Annotated in this window: 25 protein-coding genes; 20 read left to right on the forward strand and 5 right to left on the reverse strand. The window is 46.7% G+C overall.

Translation table 11 applies throughout. The features are described from left to right. Positions 1 to 54: 54 nt before the first annotated feature. Positions 55 to 261 carry a YlaI family protein gene (locus NSQ39_RS06670; protein WP_046131907.1) on the reverse strand — a complete coding sequence of 69 codons (207 nt, stop codon included), beginning with the start codon at positions 259 to 261 and terminating at the stop codon, positions 55 to 57. 118 nt (positions 262 to 379) lie between these two features. Continuing rightward, the gene (locus tag NSQ39_RS06675) at positions 380 to 994 is read right to left on the reverse strand and encodes a YhcN/YlaJ family sporulation lipoprotein (protein ID WP_046131906.1); all 615 of its coding nucleotides are present in this window, start codon (positions 992 to 994) and stop codon (positions 380 to 382) included. Between the two features lie 154 nt (positions 995 to 1,148). On the opposite strand from NSQ39_RS06675, the gene NSQ39_RS06680 reads away from it, so the two are divergent. Beyond that, entirely contained in the window at positions 1,149 to 2,477 is a 1,329-nt protein-coding gene (locus tag NSQ39_RS06680; RefSeq protein ID WP_175076996.1) for a PhoH family protein, read from the forward strand. An 84-nt stretch (positions 2,478 to 2,561) separates the two neighbouring features. Next, a protein-coding gene (locus tag NSQ39_RS06685; RefSeq protein WP_341014135.1) for an IS3 family transposase occupies positions 2,562 to 4,066 on the forward strand; the annotation gives its coding sequence in 2 pieces (ribosomal slippage) (positions 2,562 to 3,219 and positions 3,219 to 4,066; 1,506 coding nt in all). A gap of 150 nt (positions 4,067 to 4,216) precedes the next feature. On the opposite strand, the gene NSQ39_RS06690 is transcribed toward NSQ39_RS06685, so the two are convergent. Beyond that, positions 4,217 to 4,549: a rhodanese-like domain-containing protein gene (locus NSQ39_RS06690; RefSeq protein ID WP_046133029.1), complete on the reverse strand. Its 333-nt coding sequence runs from the start codon at positions 4,547 to 4,549 to the stop codon at positions 4,217 to 4,219. A 234-nt stretch (positions 4,550 to 4,783) separates the two neighbouring features. On the opposite strand from NSQ39_RS06690, the gene NSQ39_RS06695 reads away from it, so the two are divergent. The 3 genes from NSQ39_RS06695 to NSQ39_RS06705 all read left to right on the forward strand — a co-directional run bounded on the left by NSQ39_RS06695 (position 4,784) and on the right by NSQ39_RS06705 (position 7,121). Further along, on the forward strand, positions 4,784 to 5,620 hold the full coding sequence (locus tag NSQ39_RS06695; RefSeq protein WP_046133027.1) for a lipoate--protein ligase family protein: 837 nt from the start codon (positions 4,784 to 4,786) through the stop codon (positions 5,618 to 5,620). A gap of 94 nt (positions 5,621 to 5,714) precedes the next feature. Further along, positions 5,715 to 6,143 (forward strand): transcriptional regulator MntR, encoded by a 429-nt coding sequence (mntR, locus tag NSQ39_RS06700; RefSeq protein WP_046133028.1) that lies wholly within the window; start codon positions 5,715 to 5,717, stop codon positions 6,141 to 6,143. A gap of 102 nt (positions 6,144 to 6,245) precedes the next feature. After that, positions 6,246 to 7,121, forward strand: a complete 876-nt coding sequence (locus NSQ39_RS06705; RefSeq protein WP_046131895.1) for a patatin-like phospholipase family protein — start codon at positions 6,246 to 6,248, stop codon at positions 7,119 to 7,121. On the opposite strand, the gene NSQ39_RS06710 is transcribed toward NSQ39_RS06705, so the two are convergent. Then, a complete protein-coding gene (locus NSQ39_RS06710; protein WP_335497618.1) occupies positions 7,118 to 7,504 on the reverse strand; it encodes an SA1362 family protein in 387 nt (128 codons plus the stop codon). The two genes, NSQ39_RS06705 and NSQ39_RS06710, sit on opposite strands and share 4 nt — an antisense overlap. Before the next feature lie 45 nt (positions 7,505 to 7,549). Then, the gene (locus tag NSQ39_RS06715; RefSeq protein ID WP_046131893.1) at positions 7,550 to 8,494 is read right to left on the reverse strand and encodes a DUF1385 domain-containing protein; all 945 of its coding nucleotides are present in this window, start codon (positions 8,492 to 8,494) and stop codon (positions 7,550 to 7,552) included. 248 nt (positions 8,495 to 8,742) lie between these two features. Here NSQ39_RS06715 and NSQ39_RS06720 point away from each other — a divergent pair, with 248 nt between their 5' ends. The 15 genes from NSQ39_RS06720 to accC all read left to right on the forward strand — a co-directional run bounded on the left by NSQ39_RS06720 (position 8,743) and on the right by accC (position 19,275). Continuing rightward, positions 8,743 to 9,279: a YqhR family membrane protein gene (locus NSQ39_RS06720; RefSeq protein ID WP_175077347.1), complete on the forward strand. Its 537-nt coding sequence runs from the start codon at positions 8,743 to 8,745 to the stop codon at positions 9,277 to 9,279. Positions 9,280 to 9,381: 102 nt separating this feature from the next. Next, positions 9,382 to 9,813 carry a type II 3-dehydroquinate dehydratase gene (aroQ, locus tag NSQ39_RS06725; protein ID WP_175077346.1) on the forward strand — a complete coding sequence of 144 codons (432 nt, stop codon included), beginning with the start codon at positions 9,382 to 9,384 and terminating at the stop codon, positions 9,811 to 9,813. Positions 9,814 to 9,834: 21 nt separating this feature from the next. Next, positions 9,835 to 10,896 carry a M24 family metallopeptidase gene (locus NSQ39_RS06730; RefSeq protein WP_175077345.1) on the forward strand — a complete coding sequence of 354 codons (1,062 nt, stop codon included), beginning with the start codon at positions 9,835 to 9,837 and terminating at the stop codon, positions 10,894 to 10,896. Between the two features lie 31 nt (positions 10,897 to 10,927). Continuing rightward, positions 10,928 to 11,485 carry an elongation factor P gene (gene efp, locus NSQ39_RS06735; protein WP_046131889.1) on the forward strand — a complete coding sequence of 186 codons (558 nt, stop codon included), beginning with the start codon at positions 10,928 to 10,930 and terminating at the stop codon, positions 11,483 to 11,485. 143 nt (positions 11,486 to 11,628) lie between these two features. Then, the gene (locus tag NSQ39_RS06740) at positions 11,629 to 11,910 is read left to right on the forward strand and encodes a YqhV family protein (protein ID WP_046131900.1); all 282 of its coding nucleotides are present in this window, start codon (positions 11,629 to 11,631) and stop codon (positions 11,908 to 11,910) included. A gap of 81 nt (positions 11,911 to 11,991) precedes the next feature. Further along, positions 11,992 to 12,915 carry a stage III sporulation protein AA gene (gene spoIIIAA, locus NSQ39_RS06745; RefSeq protein ID WP_175077344.1) on the forward strand — a complete coding sequence of 308 codons (924 nt, stop codon included), beginning with the start codon at positions 11,992 to 11,994 and terminating at the stop codon, positions 12,913 to 12,915. Then, complete coding sequence (gene spoIIIAB / locus NSQ39_RS06750) at positions 12,909 to 13,424, forward strand: stage III sporulation protein SpoIIIAB (protein WP_046131887.1); 516 nt, start codon at positions 12,909 to 12,911, stop codon at positions 13,422 to 13,424. Before spoIIIAA ends, spoIIIAB begins: the two co-directional genes overlap by 7 nt. A 22-nt stretch (positions 13,425 to 13,446) precedes the next feature. Next, the gene (gene spoIIIAC / locus NSQ39_RS06755; protein ID WP_003183409.1) at positions 13,447 to 13,653 is read left to right on the forward strand and encodes a stage III sporulation protein AC; all 207 of its coding nucleotides are present in this window, start codon (positions 13,447 to 13,449) and stop codon (positions 13,651 to 13,653) included. 12 nt (positions 13,654 to 13,665) lie between these two features. Then, complete coding sequence (gene spoIIIAD, locus NSQ39_RS06760; RefSeq protein ID WP_269082048.1) at positions 13,666 to 14,061, forward strand: stage III sporulation protein AD; 396 nt, start codon at positions 13,666 to 13,668, stop codon at positions 14,059 to 14,061. 21 nt (positions 14,062 to 14,082) lie between these two features. Further along, entirely contained in the window at positions 14,083 to 15,279 is a 1,197-nt protein-coding gene (gene spoIIIAE / locus NSQ39_RS06765; RefSeq protein ID WP_046131885.1) for a stage III sporulation protein AE, read from the forward strand. A 13-nt stretch (positions 15,280 to 15,292) separates the two neighbouring features. After that, positions 15,293 to 15,922, forward strand: a complete 630-nt coding sequence (spoIIIAF, locus tag NSQ39_RS06770; protein WP_046131884.1) for a stage III sporulation protein AF — start codon at positions 15,293 to 15,295, stop codon at positions 15,920 to 15,922. Beyond that, a complete protein-coding gene (gene spoIIIAG / locus NSQ39_RS06775; RefSeq protein ID WP_046131883.1) occupies positions 15,915 to 16,604 on the forward strand; it encodes a stage III sporulation protein AG in 690 nt (229 codons plus the stop codon). The genes spoIIIAF and spoIIIAG overlap by 8 nt, the downstream gene beginning before the upstream one ends. 3 nt (positions 16,605 to 16,607) lie before the next feature. Continuing rightward, complete coding sequence (locus NSQ39_RS06780; protein WP_046131899.1) at positions 16,608 to 17,258, forward strand: SpoIIIAH-like family protein; 651 nt, start codon at positions 16,608 to 16,610, stop codon at positions 17,256 to 17,258. A gap of 176 nt (positions 17,259 to 17,434) precedes the next feature. Beyond that, a complete protein-coding gene (accB, locus tag NSQ39_RS06785) occupies positions 17,435 to 17,911 on the forward strand; it encodes an acetyl-CoA carboxylase biotin carboxyl carrier protein (RefSeq protein WP_046131882.1) in 477 nt (158 codons plus the stop codon). An 11-nt stretch (positions 17,912 to 17,922) separates the two neighbouring features. Beyond that, on the forward strand, positions 17,923 to 19,275 hold the full coding sequence (accC, locus tag NSQ39_RS06790; RefSeq protein ID WP_175077342.1) for an acetyl-CoA carboxylase biotin carboxylase subunit: 1,353 nt from the start codon (positions 17,923 to 17,925) through the stop codon (positions 19,273 to 19,275). The last annotated feature ends 39 nt before the right edge of the window (positions 19,276 to 19,314 follow it).

The raw sequence follows: 19,314 nt of genomic DNA on the forward strand, positions 1-19,314 counted from the left end.
CGTATGAAACAAAAATGCAAAAAAAGACATGAATCATGTTCATGTCTCAGACGGCTATGACTTTACCTGTTCTTTGTCTTTTCTGTGCGGATATAATTTAAAACGGCCGGTTTTCACCCGGTTCTCAGTTTTGATTTTGATTCGTTCATAGCATTCATTGCACATATACGTATGTATAGGCCGGTTTCGAAGACGCTTGGCAATCAGTGTGTCATCATCGATCTGATCAATTTTGTCACACAATGAACACTTTACCCTCACATTGTTTCACCTCGCTCGTGATTCATTATATCACCAATTTCACAGGACAAAAATGTTCTGCAGAAGAAAAAAGGAAAGCTTGTGCCGCGAGAGAAGGTAAAGGCACAAGCTTTTTTCGTTACTGCTGTCTGTTTTTCATGTATTTATTCGATTGGTCGTTCTGCTCTTTTTCAAGATTTTTTTGCCGCTCTCCGTTCAGCTGGTCATTGTTTGATTTTGTCGGATTTGTGTTTTGATTGTCTGTTGCATCATTCGGCACTTCCGGAAGAACGCGTCCGACAATCGCTGCGAGCTCGTCAAGGATGCCTTTTACGGGCCTTCCCGCTTGAATTTCTTTTCCCATCGCCCTGAGGCGGTTTACGGTGTCGGGATCGGCCACGACGGCAGCATTGGCACCGTACGGATCGCTTTTCAGCGCTTGGACGACGGAGTATTTAATGGACTCTACTTTGCTGCGCTCCAAATTATCTTTGACATCGATGCCGACGACTGCGAGCCTGCCGAGAACGACGGCCGTTGCATCATTGACTCCAGGAACGCTTTCGGTAATTTTCACGAGGCGTCTGGCAATGGCTTGGCCGTCTTTGCGGCCGACGGGCTCCTGGGCGGTGTTTTTCACTTGAACGGTCCCGTTGCGCGGACGTTCATTCGCGTTATTTTGTGCATTATTTTGAATGCCGCAGGCTGAAAGGAGCATAACGGTTTGAATGAAGATCAAAAAAATGATTCGCACTTGAGGTTGCCTCCTTAAAAATGCTTTCAATATTTTTATTGTTGAATTAACCTTCTATCTTTATTCACGAAAACATATATTTTAGCGGGCGCTCCATCAGCTTTTAACCCGATTGAAACGAAAAGGCTAAAAATCCTGATCAGGAGGCGAAGGATTGAGTAAAATTTATGTGTTAGATACGAATGTGTTATTGCAGGATCCAAATTCAATCTTTTCTTTCGAGGATAATGAGGTTGTCATTCCGGCTGTTGTATTGGAGGAGGTTGATTCTAAAAAACGCTATATGGATGAAATCGGGAGAAACGCAAGGCGCGTATCTAAACTGATAGATGAATTGCGTGAAAAGGGAAGGCTGTATGAAAACGTATTGCTTCAAAATGGAGGGAGCATCAGAATCGAACTCAATCACCGCTCCTTTCATCAGCTTCAGGAAATTTTTGTGAAAAAAACAAACGACAACCGCATTTTAGCCGTTGCGAAAAATTTGAGTCTTGAGGAGGAAACGAAAGAGGACGGGCGTCCCGTCATCCTCGTCAGCAAAGACATGCTCGTCCGCGTCAAAGCCGATGCGATCGGCTTGATGTCAGAGGATTTTCTGCATGATCGGGTTGTTGAAAATGATGATATATACAGCGGTTTTACCGAATTATATATTCATGCCGACCAGATGAACGCTTTTTACGAACAACATTGTTTGCCTCTTGATGAGATCAGCAGTGAACCGTTTTGCCCGAATCAGTTCATCATCATGAAGGATGCGCTCGGCGGCTCATCATCTGCGGTCGGGATCGTCGATCAGAATGGAAAAGCCGTCAGAAAATTGGTTTTTGATCAGGAGCAGGTTTGGGGCATCCGCTCGAGAAATGTCCAGCAGACGATGGCGCTTGAACTTCTTTTAAGGCCGGACATTCCGCTTGTTACGCTGATCGGAAAGGCGGGCACAGGAAAGACGCTGCTTGCGCTGGCCGCCGGCTTATTGCAGACGGAAGACTTGGCGAATTTTAAAAAGCTGGTCGTCACAAGGCCGATCGTGCCTGTCGGGAAGGATATCGGATATCTGCCCGGGGAAAAAGAAGAAAAGCTCCGCCCGTGGATTCAGCCGATTTTTGATAACCTGGAATATTTATTCAACGCGAAAAAGCCCGGGGAGCTTGAGGATATTTTAGCCGGGATGGGTTCTATTCAGGTCGAAGCCCTTACGTATATACGGGGCAGAAGCATTCCCGATCAATTTATTATCATCGACGAGGCGCAAAATCTGACCAAGCATGAAGTCAAAACGCTCCTTACACGCGTCGGAGAGGGCAGTAAGATCGTCCTGATGGGGGACACCGAACAAATCGATCATCCGTATTTGGATGCGATGAACAACGGCTTGGCCTACGTCGTGGAGCGCTTTAAAGATCAGAAAATTTCCGGAAACGTAAAGCTTTTAAAAGGGGAGCGCTCAGGGCTTGCAAGGCTGGCCGCCGATCTATTGTAAAGAAAAAACCTGGACGGATGATATGCTCCCCTAAAGGTAGACAGATGAAATAAAAAAATCTGTTTGCCTTGGGGGAGTTTTTTCATGGCTGGAAAATGGTTTTCAAAAGAAGAAAAATTGAATATTCTATCAGAATGTGATCAGGGCAATAATTCGGTGAAGGAGATCGCAGAAAAATATGGCATTCATGCCGAAACGATTCGTGAATGGAGAACATCGCATGATATGGCGGGTGTGGAGAGTTTGGAACGTTCAAAGCGCCATAAGTTCTATCCCGCAGAATTAAAATACAATGCCGTGAAAGACTTCTTATCCGGACGCTACTCTCAAAGAGAAATCTCGAGAAAATATAAGATTTCCAGTAAATCCGTACTCATGAAGTGGGTTGAGCTTTATAATGGTCATAAAACGTTAAAAGACAGCGGGAGAGGAAGGAATCGTTTGATGACCAAACGGAAGAACGTTTCATTGGAAGAACGGATTGAGATTGCGAAGGATTGTCTAGCTCATGGAAAGGACTACGCCAGATCAATGGAGATTCATCAAGTCTCCTACCAACAGGTGTATCAATGGGTGAAAAAGTATCAAGAAGGTGGAGAAGAAGCCTTAAAAGATACACGGGGAAAACGCAAAACCGAAGAAGAACTGACACCTGAAGAAAAAATTCAACGGGAAAACAAACGGCTGGAACAGGAAAATGAGCGTTTGCGCGCAGAGAATGCGTTCTTAAAAAAGTTGGAAGAGATCAAAAGGAGGCGGTTCTAAGTCAGGTTCGGTACGAAGATCGATATCTCGCCATTTTAGAGCTGAATCGAAAAGAAGGCTTTTCTGTCCAAATGTTATGTGAGATTGCCGAAGTTTCGCGCCAGGGGTATTACAAATGGAGGAGCCGAGTACCTTCAGCGAGAGAAAAACAGAATGAAAAGATTATCGCCAAAATGGCGCTACTTCACGAACAAATTGGCGGTATCTACGGATACCGCAGAATGACCTTAAACATGAACCGCCGCTTTAAAGAGCGCCTCAATCATAAGCGCATCTATCGGCTGATGAAAATTGCCAAGCTGGAGTGTGTCATTCGGCGGAAGAAAAAACGTTACGGCAAAGCGACGCCTCAACATGTGTCCGAAAATATCCTGAATCGAGAGTTTAAAGCGGACAAACCAAATCAAAAATGGGTGACTGATGTGACAGAGCTAAAATACGGCCATCGGAAAGCGTACCTCAGTGCCATTTTAGATCTTCATGAGGGAATGGTCGTGTCTTATGTGCTGGGGAAATCCAATAATAACGCCCTTGTGTTTAAAACCTTGAACCAAGCGCTTGAGGCAGCCCCAAACGCACGTCCTCTCCTTCACAGCGACAGAGGTTTTCAATACACGTCCCACCAGTTTAGAAGGATGATTGAAAACGCAAATATGACACAGAGTATGTCCCGCGTCGGCCGCTGTATTGATAACGGCCCCATTGAGTCGTTTTGGGGGAAATTAAAATGCGAGAAATACAGACGGAATTCGTACGAGACATTTGAGGCACTTCAAAGCGCAATTGATGAATATATCCACTTTTACAACCACGATCGTCTATAAGAAAAACTAAACGGCCTCAGCCCAGTGGAATACAGGGCTAAAGCCGTCTAGTGTGTTTTAGTTATTTCCACTGTCTACTTGACAGGGTGCAGATCAATTCCGCCGTTTTTTTGTATGAAAAAAGCCGCCTCGTCATGAGACAGCGTTCATTTATTTCTTTGTTTTAATTTTTCCGGTCCACTTTTTGAAGCCGCCTTTCAGGTTGTAAATTTCCTGACAGCCGTGTTTTTTGAGCATTTGAGCGGCTCGTCCGCTTCTGACGCTGTTTTGGCAGTAAAGATAGACGGGTTTGTCCGGACGGATTTCCGCTTTTCTTTGTTTAAGCTGAGAGAGCGGAATGTTTCTCGCACCGAGGATGTGGCCGCCTTCAAACTCGTTCGGCTCGCGCACGTCGATGAGCTGCGCTTTCCGGTAGCCGGCCCGGAATTCTTCTTCTGTTAAGGTTTTCATAATCCGCTGCTGATAAATGTATGAAACGACCATGTAGATGATCAGTGCGGCGCAAATGATGAGAACGATAATGCTGCTGGTAGACAATCTGATCCGACTCCTTTTTAAGATCGTCCCGCCTAAAGCGGGAAATGTTTATGGATATGTTAAGACAAATACTATTATAGTAAAGGGCGGGAAATCTGTCATCTGATTAGCCGAATTTATTTTCAATTTTCATAGGGGATGGTAGACTTAGGTGTATACCAAAGAAAAAGAGGGTAGGTTATGGAAAAGGAAACATGGCGTTTTATCGATTCGGGGCGCAAGGCTCCCGATTTTAATATGGCTCTTGATGAGGCGCTGCTTTACTGGCACAGCCAAAAGCAGATTCCGCCTACCATCCGCTTCTACGGATGGAACCCGGCGACGCTTTCGGTCGGCTATTTTCAAAATATCGAAAAGGAAATCGATCTGGAAGCCGTCAAAAAGCACGGCCTGGGCTTTGTGAGAAGGCCGACCGGCGGAAGGGGCGTCCTTCATGACGAAGAGCTTACCTACAGCGTGATCGTATCAGAAGACCATCCCGACATGCCGCAGACGGTGACGGAAGCGTACAGGGTGATTTCCGAAGGGATTCTCGAAGGTTTTAGAGAGCTTGGACTTGACGCTTATTTTGCGATTCCGCGAACGGAGAAAGAAAAGCAAAGTCTGAAAAATCCGAGATCATCCGTCTGCTTTGACGCGCCTTCCTGGTATGAGCTCGTTGTCGAGGGCAGAAAAGTCGCCGGAAGCGCCCAGACAAGGCAAAAAGGAGTCATTCTTCAACATGGCTCGATTCTCCTTGAATTGGATGAAGACAAGCTGTTTGATTTATTCATCTATAAAAACGACCGCATCAGAGAGCGGATGCAGCGGAATTTTAAACAAAAGGCGGTCGCCATCAATCAGCTGACCTCCGAAAAGGTGACCATAGAAGAAGCGAGCAAAGCATTTAAAAAAGGATTTGAGAAAGGGCTTAACATCAATCTCGAGCCCTATGAACTGACAAAAGAAGAAATCGCCTTCGTCGAGGAGCTGGCCAGGACGAAATACGCGACAGACGAATGGAATTATAAAAGATAGGACATCGATGTAAACGTTATCTGACTGCTTGTTTTTTACAAGCACATAGTGTAAACTTGTAATGATTTGAATAGGTGTGATTTGGAGGGATTAGATGACAACACCGAGTATGGAAGATTATATAGAACAAATTTATATGCTGATAGAAGAAAAAGGATATGCAAGAGTCTCAGATATAGCAGAAGCTTTAGCCGTCCATCCCTCCTCGGTTACAAAAATGGTTCAGAAACTCGACAAAGACGAATATTTGATTTACGAAAAGTATCGCGGTCTCGTGCTGACACCTAAAGGAAAAAAAATAGGCAAGCGTTTAGTATACAGACATGAATTGCTGGAACAGTTTTTAAGAATCATTGGTGTTGACGAAGAGAAAATTTACGATGATGTTGAAGGGATTGAACATCATTTAAGCTGGAACAGCATCGACCGGGTCGGCGACCTTGTGCAGTATTTTGAGGATGACCGCAAAAGGGTCGATGATCTGAGAAGCGTCCAAAAAAGAAATGAACAGGAAAATCAATAGAAGAAGCTGCCGCTTTAAACGGCAGCTTTTTCTGATGGTCTTTTTTTTCTGTCCCCTTCCTAAAATGATGGTAAGGCCAATCTTTTAAGGGGGGAGAACGGAATGTACATCGACGGAGTTTTTTCTGGCGGAGGAATGAAAGGAATTGCGCTCGCAGGAGCATACGAAGCGCTCGAAGAACGGGGCTTCCGATTTAAAAGACTGGCCGGAACGAGCGCCGGATCGATCATCGCAGCATTTATCGCGGCCGGGTATACGAGCAAGGAGATCCGCTGCATGCTGGAGGAATTGAATGAACGCGAGCTCCTTGACCCGAGATTTGCTTTTTTGCCGTTAAAAATACTGCAATGGGCTTCGATCTATTGGCGCCTCGGTTTGTATAAAGGAGAAAAACTGGAAAACTGGGTATCCGAGAAATTAAAGGAAAAAGGAATCTCCGTGTTCGGCGACTTTGAACAAGGGAAGCTCAAACTGATCGCCTCGGATTTAACGAATGGCAAAATGCTTGTCCTGCCTGATGATCTGACCCGCTACGGCCTGAATCCCGGGCGGTTTTCCGTCGCAAGAGCGGTGCGGATGAGCTGCAGCATTCCTTATTTTTTTGAGCCTGTCAAACTGAAATCTTCTGACGGCATCAGCACGGTCGTCGACGGCGGGGTGCTGAGCAATTTTCCGATCTGGCTGTTTACCGCCGAAAAAAAACGCCCGGTTTTAGGCGTTACCTTGATGCCGAGTGAAAAAGAAAGGCCGAAGAAGGTGATCAACAATGCGTTTGAGCTGTTCGGAGCGCTTTTTGAGACGATGAAAGAAGCGCATGACGCCAGGCATATCGCTACTAAACACGAACGCAACATTATTTTCCTGCCCGTCGAAGAAGTGCTGTCGACGGAATTTGCGATTTCGGCAGAAAAAAAACTAGCTCTGATTGAGCTAGGAAAAAAACGAACAGAATTATTTTTGAAACAGTGGACGTATTAAAAGAAAGCTCTGTTTTTCTTTTTGCTCTTTTTTCCTTCGATCACCGTCAGCTGAGTCTGGCTTTTTTTCTTGACCAAGACAGGCTTGGATTTGTTGATAGACGGCACGCTTCTCAGATGATTCACCCGGCCTCTGACTGAGCGTTTTTTATGATCCTGAAAACGCTTGTTTGATTGTTTGGCTGCTTTTCTAAATGCTGCTCCTTCACCGCCCGCGTCGCGGTTTATAAGATGTCTGATGACTAAATAGACAATTGCGCCGACCGCAGCAAAAACAAACAAATATTGCAGCAAGCGGCCGGGGCTTGTGACAGCAAAATAAACGAAACCAAAAATTCCAAGCGCAATCACTAAAGCTGAGACTGGATGTACCCGTTGCTTCATAACTGTCCACCTCCCAAAAAATTAACCGATTCGTTAAAGTTTACATTACGATATAGAAGGTTCCTTCTGTTCGTCCTCTGCTTTGGTCTCCATATGAAGAAGCTCGTTAAAGCTTGCGATTGCCACTTCCACCTGATCGTCCGACGGCTCTTTTGTCGTCAAAAGCTGCAGCCAAAGGCCGGGATAGCCCAGCGCTTTCAGCACAGGTATGTTTCTCACTTTGTTCGTCAGCTGCAGCACTTCAAATGAAATGCCAAGAACGACTGGTATCAGCGCGATTCTATTTAAAATACGGACCCAGAGAGGGTCAGCAGGAACAAGCAAGTAAACAAACATGCCCACGATCACCGTAAATAGAATAAAACTGCTTCCACATCTGTAGTGAAGCCTTGATTGACGCTGAACATTTTCCACCGTAACCGGCATGTTTTGTTCGAAACAGTTTATGACTTTATGTTCGGCTCCGTGATATTGAAAAACCCTTTTAATGAAAGGGGTGCACGATATCGCGTAAATATAGCCCAACAGCAGGATCAGCTTGAAAAAGCTTTCGACCATAATCTGCGCGACATCAGATTGGAATACAGGCCGGGTAAGCTCCGCCAAAAAGACGGGAACAAGCGTAAATACAAATTTGCTGAAGAGGAATGATAGCACCCCGACAGCGGCAAGCCCAAAAATCATCGTCAGCTTTGACTGCTTCTCCTCTTTTAATTGATCGTCCAATGCAGGGTCGCGATCATACCGTTCGCTTGAAAAATTCAAATGCTTGGTACCGTTCGCACTCGCTTCAATAATCGCGATGATCCCCCGGAGAAACGGAATTTTCTTCAGCTTTTCCAGCGTGGGATGTGATGTGCGGGGCAGCTTGAAAAATTCAATGCTCTGATCCTTCCTGCGAATCGCGGTTACATAATGGCGCCTGCCGCCGAACATCACGCCTTCGACGACGGCCTGCCCTCCGTATGCGGGCTTTTTTTGATTTGACATTTGCATCAACCTATCTGTATCAATCTATGATTACATTAACCATTTCCTTACACCTATTGTACAGGAAAAGTACTGAAACCTCTAGGTTGACGTGCCTAAAAATTTTAGAAATTAGAGAAGCGAATCGTCAAATCTAATTCAAGTATACCCGTTTTCTTGATTTTTACACTTCCGTTCAAAAAAACTTGGAAAGATACTGTTGGCACAGCTGTTTTTGGACATACTGGAAATGGAGGTGAACTGACGTCATGAGCAGTGAAGACAATGAAAAACAGCCCGAAGAACTTGAGCAGAATAAACGCGAACAACCGGCATCTTTCATCGGCAGGGTGGTTACGACAGGGTTTATCGGCGGCATTCTCTGGAGTGCGCTGGGAGAGCTTGCATACCTGTTTAAATTTTCAGAAGTCACGCCGAACATGGTTCTTCAGCCTATTGCTGTCGGCGAATGGAAAAACGGTTTTCTCGGAACGGTGATCAGCATTTTGCTGATAGGGGTGATTTCAATCGGCGCTGCCCTCCTGTACTTCGGCTGCCTGAAGCAAATCAAGGGTATGTGGCCCGGGATTTTATACGGAGCTGTTTTGTGGGGCATCGTATTCTATCTGTTTAATCCGATGTTTCCGGATGTACAGACAGTTTCCGAGCTGAAAAGGGAAACGGTTATCACGACGTTTTGCATCTACTTGCTGTACGGATTGTTTGTCGGCTATTCGATTTCGTTTGAATACAATGAATTAAATTCCGAAAAGGTTTCAAAGGCGATTGGAGAATCGAAGGAATAGTGTTGATACCTGAATCATTATGATAAAATGTTCACTGTAAGTGGACATTTTTTAACGTGAAACAAACGGTGGCTTTGTTTAATGAAAAAAGGGGGAAGAGAGTTGCCGCACATTTTAATTTTGAACGGACCGAATTTAAACCGGCTTGGGAAGCGAGAACCTGAAATATACGGAAGAGATACGCTGACCGATTTAGAGCAAAAGCTCTTTCAATTTGCCGAAGGCGTTCAGGCTGAGCTGACGTTTTTCCAGTCAAACCATGAAGGGGATATCATCGACGCTCTTCATGAGGCTGAGGATCAGTATGACGGCGTCGTCTTAAATCCGGGCGCTTTTTCGCACTACAGCTATGCCATTCGCGATGCAGTGGCCGCCATCAGCATACCGGTGATCGAAGTTCACATTTCCAATCCCGATGCGAGGGAAGAGTTTCGGCGGCAATCGGTGATTGCACCCGTGGCTCAGGGCCGGATTACCGGACTCGGTTTTGAAGGCTACAAGCTTGCCGTCTGTTATTTTTTGAACAACAAATAGCAAAAGGGGGACTCTAGAACGATGAAACTGAAAAAACTGAGAGAACTTTTTGGCGGTCTTGGAATCGAAGGGCTTCTGCTGACGAGCAGCGTCAACTTGAGGTACATAACCGGATTTACAGGCTCTGCGGGCCTTGCGGTGATTTCAGAGGACAAAGCGGTCTTCATTACGGATTTCCGGTATACCGAGCAGGCCAAACATCAAATCAAGGGCTTTGAAATCGTTGAGCATACCGGCTCAATCATCAAAAAAGCAGCTGATGCGATCAAGGAAATGGGACTAAATAAAATTGGTTTTGAGCAGGATAAGATGACATACGGAACGTATGCCGCATACAAAGATCTTCTCGGCCCGGCGGAGCTTGTTCCGGTTTCGCATTCGGTTGAAAAGTTGCGCTTGATTAAGTCAAGTGAAGAGATTAAGATATTAAAGGAAGCTGCTAAGATTGCAGATGATGCATTCAGCCATATTCTGACGGTGATTAAGCCCGGCATGACGGAGATTTCAATCGCCAATGAACTGGAGTTTTACATGCGGAGTCAGGGGGCGGATCATTCTTCATTCGATATGATCGTCGCCTCGGGCGTCCGCTCAAGCCTGCCGCACGGAGTGGCAAGCGATAAAACCGTCGAGAAAGGCGATTTCGTCACATTGGATTTCGGGGCCTACTATAAAGGATACTGCTCGGACATTACGCGCACGATCGCCGTGGGAGAGCCGAGTGATGAGCTGAAAGGCATTTATCAAACCGTGTTTGAAGCGCAGGCGCTCGGCATGCAGAATATCAGGCCGGGAATCACCGGCAAACAGGCTGACGCCTATACGAGGGACCATATTGCTTCCAAAGGCTACGGCGATTATTTCGGCCATTCTACCGGCCACGGCCTCGGCATGGAAGTCCATGAAGGCCCCGCGCTTTCAGTCCGTTCTGACCAGCTTCTTGAAAAAGGCATGGTCGTTACGGTCGAACCGGGAATCTACATACCGGGCAAGGGCGGAGTCAGAATAGAGGACGATATTGTCCTCACTGAGGGCGGGAACGAATCTCTCACCCATTCCGCAAAAGATCTAATTATTTTATAATCCGTTTGATTGGAGCTATAGGAGGATAACCATGATTTCAGTAAACGATTTTCGCACAGGTTTAACGATTGAAGTGGACGGAGGCATTTGGCGCGTTGTTGATTTCCAGCACGTCAAACCGGGTAAGGGTGCAGCATTTGTCCGCTCAAAATTGAGAAATCTCCGCACAGGCGCGATTCAGGAAAAAACATTCCGTGCAGGCGAAAAAGTAGCCCGCGCCCAAATCGAGACAAAAACGATGCAGTATCTGTACGCCAACGGCGATCAGCACGTTTTTATGGACACGAGCTCATACGAGCAGCTTGAGCTGAGCTCTTCGCAAATCGAGCATGAGCTTAAATTCCTGCTTGAAAACATGTCCGTTCAAATCATGATGTATCAATCAGAAACGCTCGGTATCGAACTTCCGAACACGGTCGAGCTGAAGGTTGTTGAAACAGAACCGGGCATCAAAGGCGATACAGCATCAGGCGGAACAAAACCAGCAAAAACAGAAACAGGTTTAGTTGTCAACGTTCCGTTCTTCGTGAACGAAGGCGATACACTCGTTGTCAATACTTCTGACGGTTCTTACGTTTCCAGAGCGTAGGCCATGCGCACAGGAGCCGGCTTCATATGAAGCCGGCTCTTTTTTTGTTTTGCAAGTTTTAAGTAGAAAATCAGAAGACTACTTTTTCAAGAGAGAGCATAGATTGTAAAAAAAGCCGGAAAGCGTTAATGGAGGTTTATGATATGAAGTTTTTCTTTGGACAAGTCAATCCGACTGTTTTGACAATGGCGGCTTTAAGAGTTGTTTCCTCTTTAATCGAGCTGACGGCCGCGATCGTGATGCTTCTTTTGAACGACGTCCGCAAGGCGGTTGCCGTAAACAGCGTGCTTGCCATGGTCGGACCGTTTATTTTTATTATCACGATGACGATCGGAATATATCAGATCGCGGGCCAGCTCTCCTATGCGAAGCTCATCCTTATCTTCATGGGCGTCGTTTTCATTATTGCAGGAATCTATAAATAACGAAGCAGGCTCTCTTGTCATAAAGTCTTTCTTTGAACATACATTTTTATAGAAGACAAGCTAAAAGAGGAGGGAGCGTTTTTGCAGCACATCACAGAGATTCTCCCTGACACGATTAAACTGGCGCTTGCCGGGCTTGCTGAACACGACATGAACCAGATCGAAGAAATTCGGATCAGGACAAGTCGTCCGCTTGAATTGGTTCAAAAAGGCCAGCCGCTTTTTTTGGATTATGCGGCAACGCCGGAGGATTCAGCGATATTTTTGAACAGGCTCGGCAATTACAGCATGTACACGCTCGAAGAGGAACTGAAAAAAGGGTATATCACGATAAAAGGCGGCCACCGCGTCGGCCTTGCCGGCCGGGTCGTCATCGAAAACGGAACGGTCAAGGGAATCAGGGACATCTCCTCCTTCAACATTCGCATCGCCAAAGAAAAGATCGGCATATCGCAGCCATATGTGCCTTATCTCTTTAAAAACGCCTGGCTGAACACATTGATCATCGGTCCCCCGCAAACAGGCAAGACGACTTTGCTCAGGGATCTTGGCAGGCTGATCAGCACGGGAAGCGGCAACATTCCCGCGAAAAAGGTCGCCGTTGTTGACGAAAGGTCTGAGATTGCCGGATGTGTAAACGGCATTCCACAGTACAAGTTCGGGAAGCGCATTGATATTCTCGACGCCTGCCCAAAGGCGGAAGGGATGATGATGATGATCAGGTCAATGAGCCCGGATGTGGTGATCGCCGATGAGATTGGCAGAACAGAAGACGCAGAAGCCCTGTTGGAAGCGGTGCATGCAGGGGTGTCGGTTATTGTGTCAGCCCACGGGTTTTCGTTTAGAGACGTTATGAAGCGGCCTTCCTTGAAGCGGCTTCGGGAATACGGCGTTTTTCAGCGAATCGTTGAGCTGTCGCGGAAAAACGGACCGGGCACGATAAGCCGGATCTGCGGCGGTGACGGGGAGCCGCTCACAGCGGCTGGGAAGGTGTTATCATGCTGAAGCTTTTCGGGGCTGTGCTGATTTTGGCGGCTGCCACTTGGACAGGTTTTGAGATGGCAAAACCCTTCAGCGAAAGGCCGAAGCAAATCCGGCAGCTTTTGGCAGCTCTGCAGTCGCTGGAGGCTGAAATTATGTATGGGCATACCCCGCTCCGCCTGGCGTCAAAACATATCGCCGAACAGCTTTCTGAACCCGTTTCTTCCCTGTTTGAGACGTTCTCGCATAAGCTTGGAGAAGGCACCGCTTCAGCCGGAGCAGCCTGGGAGGACAGCCTGAGGAAAGTGTGGCCCGAAACGGCTCTCAAAACAAAGGAATTTGATATTTTGAGGCAATTTGGAGAAACGCTTGGCAGGCATGACCTCGTTTCGCAGCAGAAGCATATCAAGCTGGCGCTGACCCATTTGGAAACAGAGGAAGCTGAAGCGAACCTCGCCCAGGCGAAAAACGAAAAAATGGTAAAAAGCCTTGGATTTTTGGCGGGACTGTTACTGGTTCTTCTATTGATGTAATGAAGAGGGGAGCGCAAAAGAAATGGGAGTAGACGTAAATATTATTTTTCAAATCGCCGGCGTCGGAATCGTCGTCGCATTTCTTCACACCATACTTGATCAAATGGGAAAGAAAGAATATGCCCAATGGGTCACGCTTTTAGGATTTATTTATATTTTATTCATGGTTGCAACTGTCGTCGATGATCTCTTCCAAAAGATAAAAGCTGTCTTTCTATTCCAGGGATAGGGGGGCTTACTCATTGAAATCGTTCAAATCGTAGGATTAGGAATGATTGCAACCTTTCTCAGCTTGATTGTCAAAGAGCAAAAGCCGACATTTGCATTTTTGATCATCGTATTTACCGGCTGCACGATTTTTTTATTCCTGGTCGACCAGGTGTACGAAATCATCCGCATGATCGAAAAGATCGCCGTTAATGCAAATATCAACATGATGTACGTCGAAACGATATTGAAAATCATCGGGATCGCATATATTGCGGAGTTTGGTGCACAGCTGACAAAGGATGCCGGACAGGGGGCGATTGCCTCGAAAATCGAGCTGGCAGGCAAAATCCTCATTTTAGTCATGGCCGTTCCGATTTTAACCGTCATAATCGAGACCATCATCGGGCTGATCCCTTCCATGTCTTAGTCAGAAAGGAGGATTTTTGGTGTGAAGCGTTTACTGTTTTGGCTCCTGGTCATCGGCTTTGTTTTCGCGGGGGCTCGGGAGGTACAAGCCTCTGAAAAAGAAGGGGAAGCAGGTACTGCCGCAACATCGGCGGAAGCGATGGCCGATCAGCAGGCCGAATCGCTGGAGATCGACAAGGTCGGCGAGTTTTGGAACAACATTATGACGGAATACGGAGGCCATCTTCCGGAGAGCCAAAAAGGCAGCTTATTGGAGTTCATCAAGGGAGAGAAGCATTTTTCGCCGGAAGAGTGGGCCAAAGCGCTTTTTTCTTATTTGTTTCATGAAGTGCTGGCAAACGGGAAACTATTGGGAACCCTGATTCTTTTGACGATATTTTGCGTCCTGCTCCAGCTCCTGCAAAATGCGTTCCAGCAAAGCACCGTCAGCAAAGTAGCCTATGCGATCGTTTACATGGTGCTGATCATCCTCGCGCTTAACAGCTTTCGGGTCGCCGTCACCTACGCGAATGAAGCGATCCAGTCGATGACAAGCTTCATCCTGTCGCTCGTCCCCCTGCTCCTCGCGCTGATGGCGACCTCGGGGGGAGCCGTTTCAGCAGCTTTCTTTCATCCTGTGATTCTCTTCTTAATGAACACGAGCGGCCTGTTTATCCAGTATATCGTGATGCCGCTTTTATTTTTATCAGCGATCTTAAGCATCGTCAGCACGATGACCGAACAGTACAAAGTCACCCAGCTTGCCCAGCTCCTTCGCAATGCAGCGATCGGAACGCTGGCCGCCTTTTTAACCGTATTTCTCGGCGTCATTTCGGTTCAGGGCGCATCAGCCGCCGTCACCGACGGCATCACGTTAAGGACGGCCAAATTCATCACGGGCAATTTCATTCCCGTATTAGGCCGGATGTTTACGGAGGCGACGGACACGGTGATCAGCGCTTCCCTCCTGCTCAAAAACACCGTCGGGATTCTCGGGGTGGCCATCCTGATTTGCATCGCCGCATTCCCGGCAGTCAAAATCCTCTCCCTTGCGCTGATTTACAAAATTGCCGCCGCTGTTTTGCAGCCTTTGGGGGGAGGCCCTGTCATCAGCTGCCTTGATGTAATCAGCAAAAGCGTCATCTACATTTTCGCTGCGATGGCGATCGTCTCGCTCATGTTTTTTCTAAGCTTAACCGTCATTATTACAGCGGGGAACCTGACCATGATGATGAAGTAGGGGAGGGTCTGATATGGCTTTTTTGACAGAGTGGCTGACAAACATCATTTTGTTTATTCTGCTTGCGATCATCATCGACATGCTTTTGCCGAACTCGAGCATGCAGAAGTACGCAAAAATGGTGATCAGCCTTCTATTGATCGTTGTCATACTGAATCCGATTTTTACGCTGTTCCGTGCCGATCCGGATGCTATCATCGAGCAGCTGACCAAAAACGGACAAGTCCGGCATGAAGAAATAAAAAATCAGCTGAATTCAGAAAAAAAAGAAATACAAGCCTCACAACAAGCATATATTTTAGAACAGATGGCTGCTCAATTAAAAAAGAGTGCAGAGGAGAGGTTGAGTCATGACAAATACAAGATAGCTAAAGTAGAAATCTCTTCTGCGGGCCGCCTGCAATCCGAAAAGGATGTCGCCCGGCATATCGAAGCGTCCGTTTATTTGGAGACAGCTTCCGAAAAAACGGTCCAAGCCGTCAAACCTGTCGACATCAATACAGGGGAAGCCTATCAGACAGAACGAACAAGAGATCATCAGGAAGCCGAGAAAATCAAAGAACAGCTGGCAGGCATATGGGACATGAACCCCGACAAGATCACAGTCCATATCGAAGGGGGAGAACAAAGCGGCAATGAATAAAAGAAGCTGGATCGAGAAGCTGATCGGTCATTTGGTCCCGAAAGAAGGGAAAGAAGGAAAAGCGAAGCTGACGAAATACCACTATTTTCTGCTTTTGTTCGTTCTCGGCGTCTCTTTCATGCTGGTGAGCCAGATTTTTTCTTCCGAACCGTCGCAGCAGAAGGCGGACGTCCCCGCATCATCTGAGAAATCGACATCAGAAAACCAGGAACAAAGCCGTGACAAGGAAGTGTTTAAGCCGGCCGGGAGCGACAAACCAAAGGATTCGATCCAGGACTATGAAAGGGATTACGAGAACCAGCTCAAGGAGATTTTGGAAACGATCATCGGCGTTGAGGATGTATCGATCGTCGTCAATGTTGATGCGACTTCCCTGAAGGTGTTTGAAAAAAATCAGAAAACGCAAGAGACATCAACTGATGAAACGGACAAACAGGGCGGAAAACGGACCGTCACCGAAACATCTTCCGATGAAGAAATTGTCATGATCAAGCACGGCGAGGAAGAAACGCCGGTCGTCGTCCAGACGAAAAAGCCCGAGATCAGAGGCGTTCTCGTTGTCGCTCAGGGAGTCGACAACGTTCAAATAAAACAAACCATCATTGAAGCAGTGACAAGGGTTCTTGACGTTCCGAGCCACCGCGTCGCTGTTGCCCCTAAAAAAATGAAGGAGGATTCATAAATGATGCTGAAAAAACAAACGGTCTGGCTTTTAACCATGTTAAGTCTTGTCGTTGTGCTGAGTGTCTACTATATCATGTCGCCTGAAGGAGAAAATGTCGTGTCGGTAAATGACGAAGGACAAGTCGCTGCTGAAAAAGAACAGCCGACTAAAGAACAGCCGATGAAAGAGGAGCCTGCAAAAGAAAAAAGCACAGAATCTGAAAAAGGCAAAACCGATGGAAAGGAAAGGGAAGATAAAGAAACGTCAGCCAGCGAACAAAGCGCTGAAAAAGGAGAGGTTGTGACAGAGGAAACGTCTGAGGGAGACGACTTCACGACATACCGGATGGAGATGGACGATCAGCGCAGCAAAATGAGGGAAGAATTAAACGAGATCGTTATGAGCGACAAAGCGACCGCAAAAGAAAAAAGCGAAGCCTACGATAAGATGACAGAGCTTAGCGATGCGGAAGGAACGGAGAAAACGCTTGAAACGCTGATTAAAACAAAAGGGTACAAAGATGCATTAGTCAATGCCGAAGGAGATAAAGTCAATATCACGGTTAAATCGAAAGACCATTCAAAAGCCGCTGCTATCGATATCATCGACCTCGTCGAAAAAGAAGTAAAAAACTTAAACGATGTGGCTGTTACATTTGAACCTTCCGAATAAAACGTTTCCCGCTTGGAATAAAGCGGGATTTTTTCGTAACCGAAGAAGCGGTCGTGTTCAGCGGCTTTATGATAGGAGTTGAATTCGGTACCCCTCTCCTGTAAGATGATATATAGTATGTACTTTTAGTACTAACTGATAATCATGAGAAATCTATTCATTAGGGGTGCGATAGCATGTTAAATATTGATGAAATCAGACAGCTTATAAAACTAATTGATGAATCTTCGATAAATGAATTTACATACGAAAACGAAGGATCGAAGGTCGAGCTTAAGAAGAATGCCGGCGGCTCCGTGCAGATGGTTCAGCAGGTTCCTGCCGCGCCTGTTCAAGCTCCGGCCGCTCAAGCCGCGCAGCAGCAGGCTCCTGTTCAGGAGGCGCCGGCAAAGGAAGAGAAAGATAACGGCAACCTGCATAAAATCACGTCTCCGATGGTCGGAACGTTTTATGCATCGTCTTCGCCTGAAGCTGATCCATATGTAACCGTTGGATCAAAGGTTACAGAATCATCCGTCGTCTGCATCGTCGAAGCGATGAAGCTCTTCAATGAAATCGAAGCCGAAGTAAAAGGCGAAATCGTTGAAGTTTTAGTAGAAAACGGACAGCTTGTTGAATACGGACAACCTCTCTTTTTAGTAAGAGCAGAGTAAGGAGCAGTAAGATGATTAAAAAGCTATTAATTGCGAACCGGGGAGAAATTGCCGTCAGAATTATCAGAGCTTGTAAGGAAATGGGGATCGAAACGGTGGCCATCTATTCGGAAGCAGATAGAGAGGCGCTCCATGTTCAGATGGCAGACGAAGCATTCTGCATCGGGCCGAAGCTTTCAAAAGACAGCTACCTGAACATCACCAACATCGTCACCGTCGCCAAGATGACCGGCGCAGACGCGATTCATCCGGGCTACGGCTTTCTTGCGGAAAATGCGGATTTTGCCGAGCTTTGCGAAGAGGTAAACGTAACCTTCGTCGGACCCACAGCAGATGCCATTTCTAAGATGGGGACGAAAGACGTCGCGCGGGAAACGATGCAGAAGGCAGGCGTTCCGATCGTGCCGGGATCACAAGGAATTATCGAAAATGTCGAAGATGCGGTTTCATTGGCGCGCGATATCGGGTATCCTGTGATTATCAAGGCAACCGCAGGCGGAGGCGGAAAAGGAATCCGCGTCGCCCGCACGGAAGAAGAATTGATCAACGGCATCAAGATCACACAGCAGGAGGCGGCCACAGCATTCGGAAATCCAGGCGTGTATATTGAAAAGTACATCGAAGATTTCAGACACGTGGAAATTCAAGTGCTTGCCGACACGCACGGAAACACGATTCATCTGGGAGAGCGCGACTGTTCGATCCAAAGAAGGCTGCAAAAGCTTCTTGAAGAAACGCCTTCACCTGCTCTGGATGAATCTGTAAGGGAGCAGATGGGCCAAGCAGCTGTAAAAGCGGCTGAAGCGGTTCAATATACGGGCGCAGGAACGGTTGAGTTCATTTACGATTACCGCGAACAGAAATTTTACTTCATGGAAATGAACACGCGGATTCAGGTTGAACATCCCGTGACGGAAATGGTGACAGGCGTCGATTTGATCAAAGAACAGATCAAAGTGGCATCAGGCGAGAAATTGAGCCTTACACAAGAAGAGGTCACATTTGACGGATGGGCGATCGAATGCCGGATTAACGCCGAAAATCCTGAGAAAAACTTCATGCCGTCACCCGGGAAAATCGAAATGTATCTTCCTCCGGGAGGCCTTGGCGTCAGAGTCGAATCGGCCGTATATCCCGGATACTCGATTCCGCCGTATTATGACAGCATGATCGCCAAAGTGATCACCTACGGAAAGACGAGGGATGAAGCTGTTTCAAGAATGAAGCGGGCCTTGAGCGAATTCGTGATCGAAGGCATTCACACGACAATCCCGTTCCATTTGAAGTTATTGGATCATGAAACATTTGTAAGCGGGGAATTCAACACGAAGTTTTTAGAAATATATGATGTCATGGGATCGTAATTATTACGGAGGTGAATCTGTTGAAAGACGATAACAGCT

The sequence above is a fragment of the Bacillus sp. FSL W8-0848 genome, from assembly GCF_038007805.1.
In the GTDB taxonomy this organism is placed as follows: Bacteria; Bacillota; Bacilli; order Bacillales; family Bacillaceae; genus Bacillus; species Bacillus glycinifermentans.

Bases quoted from the DNA above. Each gene is read 5' to 3' on its own strand.
- NSQ39_RS06695 (WP_046133027.1), top strand. From the start codon at position 4,784: ATGGAAAAGGAAACATGGCGTTTTATCGATTCGGGGCGCAAGGCTCCC.
- NSQ39_RS06715 (WP_046131893.1), bottom strand. From the start codon at position 8,494: ATGTCAAATCAAAAAAAGCCCGCATACGGAGGGCAGGCCGTCGTCGAA.
- NSQ39_RS06705 (WP_046131895.1), top strand. From the start codon at position 6,246: ATGTACATCGACGGAGTTTTTTCTGGCGGAGGAATGAAAGGAATTGCG.
- mntR (WP_046133028.1), top strand. From the start codon at position 5,715: ATGACAACACCGAGTATGGAAGATTATATAGAACAAATTTATATGCTG.
- spoIIIAC (WP_003183409.1), top strand. From the start codon at position 13,447: ATGGGAGTAGACGTAAATATTATTTTTCAAATCGCCGGCGTCGGAATC.
- NSQ39_RS06690 (WP_046133029.1), bottom strand. From the start codon at position 4,549: ATGGTCGTTTCATACATTTATCAGCAGCGGATTATGAAAACCTTAACA.
- accB (WP_046131882.1), top strand. From the start codon at position 17,435: ATGTTAAATATTGATGAAATCAGACAGCTTATAAAACTAATTGATGAA.
- NSQ39_RS06780 (WP_046131899.1), top strand. From the start codon at position 16,608: ATGCTGAAAAAACAAACGGTCTGGCTTTTAACCATGTTAAGTCTTGTC.
- spoIIIAF (WP_046131884.1), top strand. From the start codon at position 15,293: ATGGCTTTTTTGACAGAGTGGCTGACAAACATCATTTTGTTTATTCTG.
- NSQ39_RS06740 (WP_046131900.1), top strand. From the start codon at position 11,629: ATGAAGTTTTTCTTTGGACAAGTCAATCCGACTGTTTTGACAATGGCG.
- NSQ39_RS06710 (WP_335497618.1), bottom strand. From the start codon at position 7,504: ATGAAGCAACGGGTACATCCAGTCTCAGCTTTAGTGATTGCGCTTGGA.
- spoIIIAG (WP_046131883.1), top strand. From the start codon at position 15,915: ATGAATAAAAGAAGCTGGATCGAGAAGCTGATCGGTCATTTGGTCCCG.
- efp (WP_046131889.1), top strand. From the start codon at position 10,928: ATGATTTCAGTAAACGATTTTCGCACAGGTTTAACGATTGAAGTGGAC.
- NSQ39_RS06720 (WP_175077347.1), top strand. From the start codon at position 8,743: ATGAGCAGTGAAGACAATGAAAAACAGCCCGAAGAACTTGAGCAGAAT.
- NSQ39_RS06730 (WP_175077345.1), top strand. From the start codon at position 9,835: ATGAAACTGAAAAAACTGAGAGAACTTTTTGGCGGTCTTGGAATCGAA.
- spoIIIAB (WP_046131887.1), top strand. From the start codon at position 12,909: ATGCTGAAGCTTTTCGGGGCTGTGCTGATTTTGGCGGCTGCCACTTGG.
- accC (WP_175077342.1), top strand. From the start codon at position 17,923: ATGATTAAAAAGCTATTAATTGCGAACCGGGGAGAAATTGCCGTCAGA.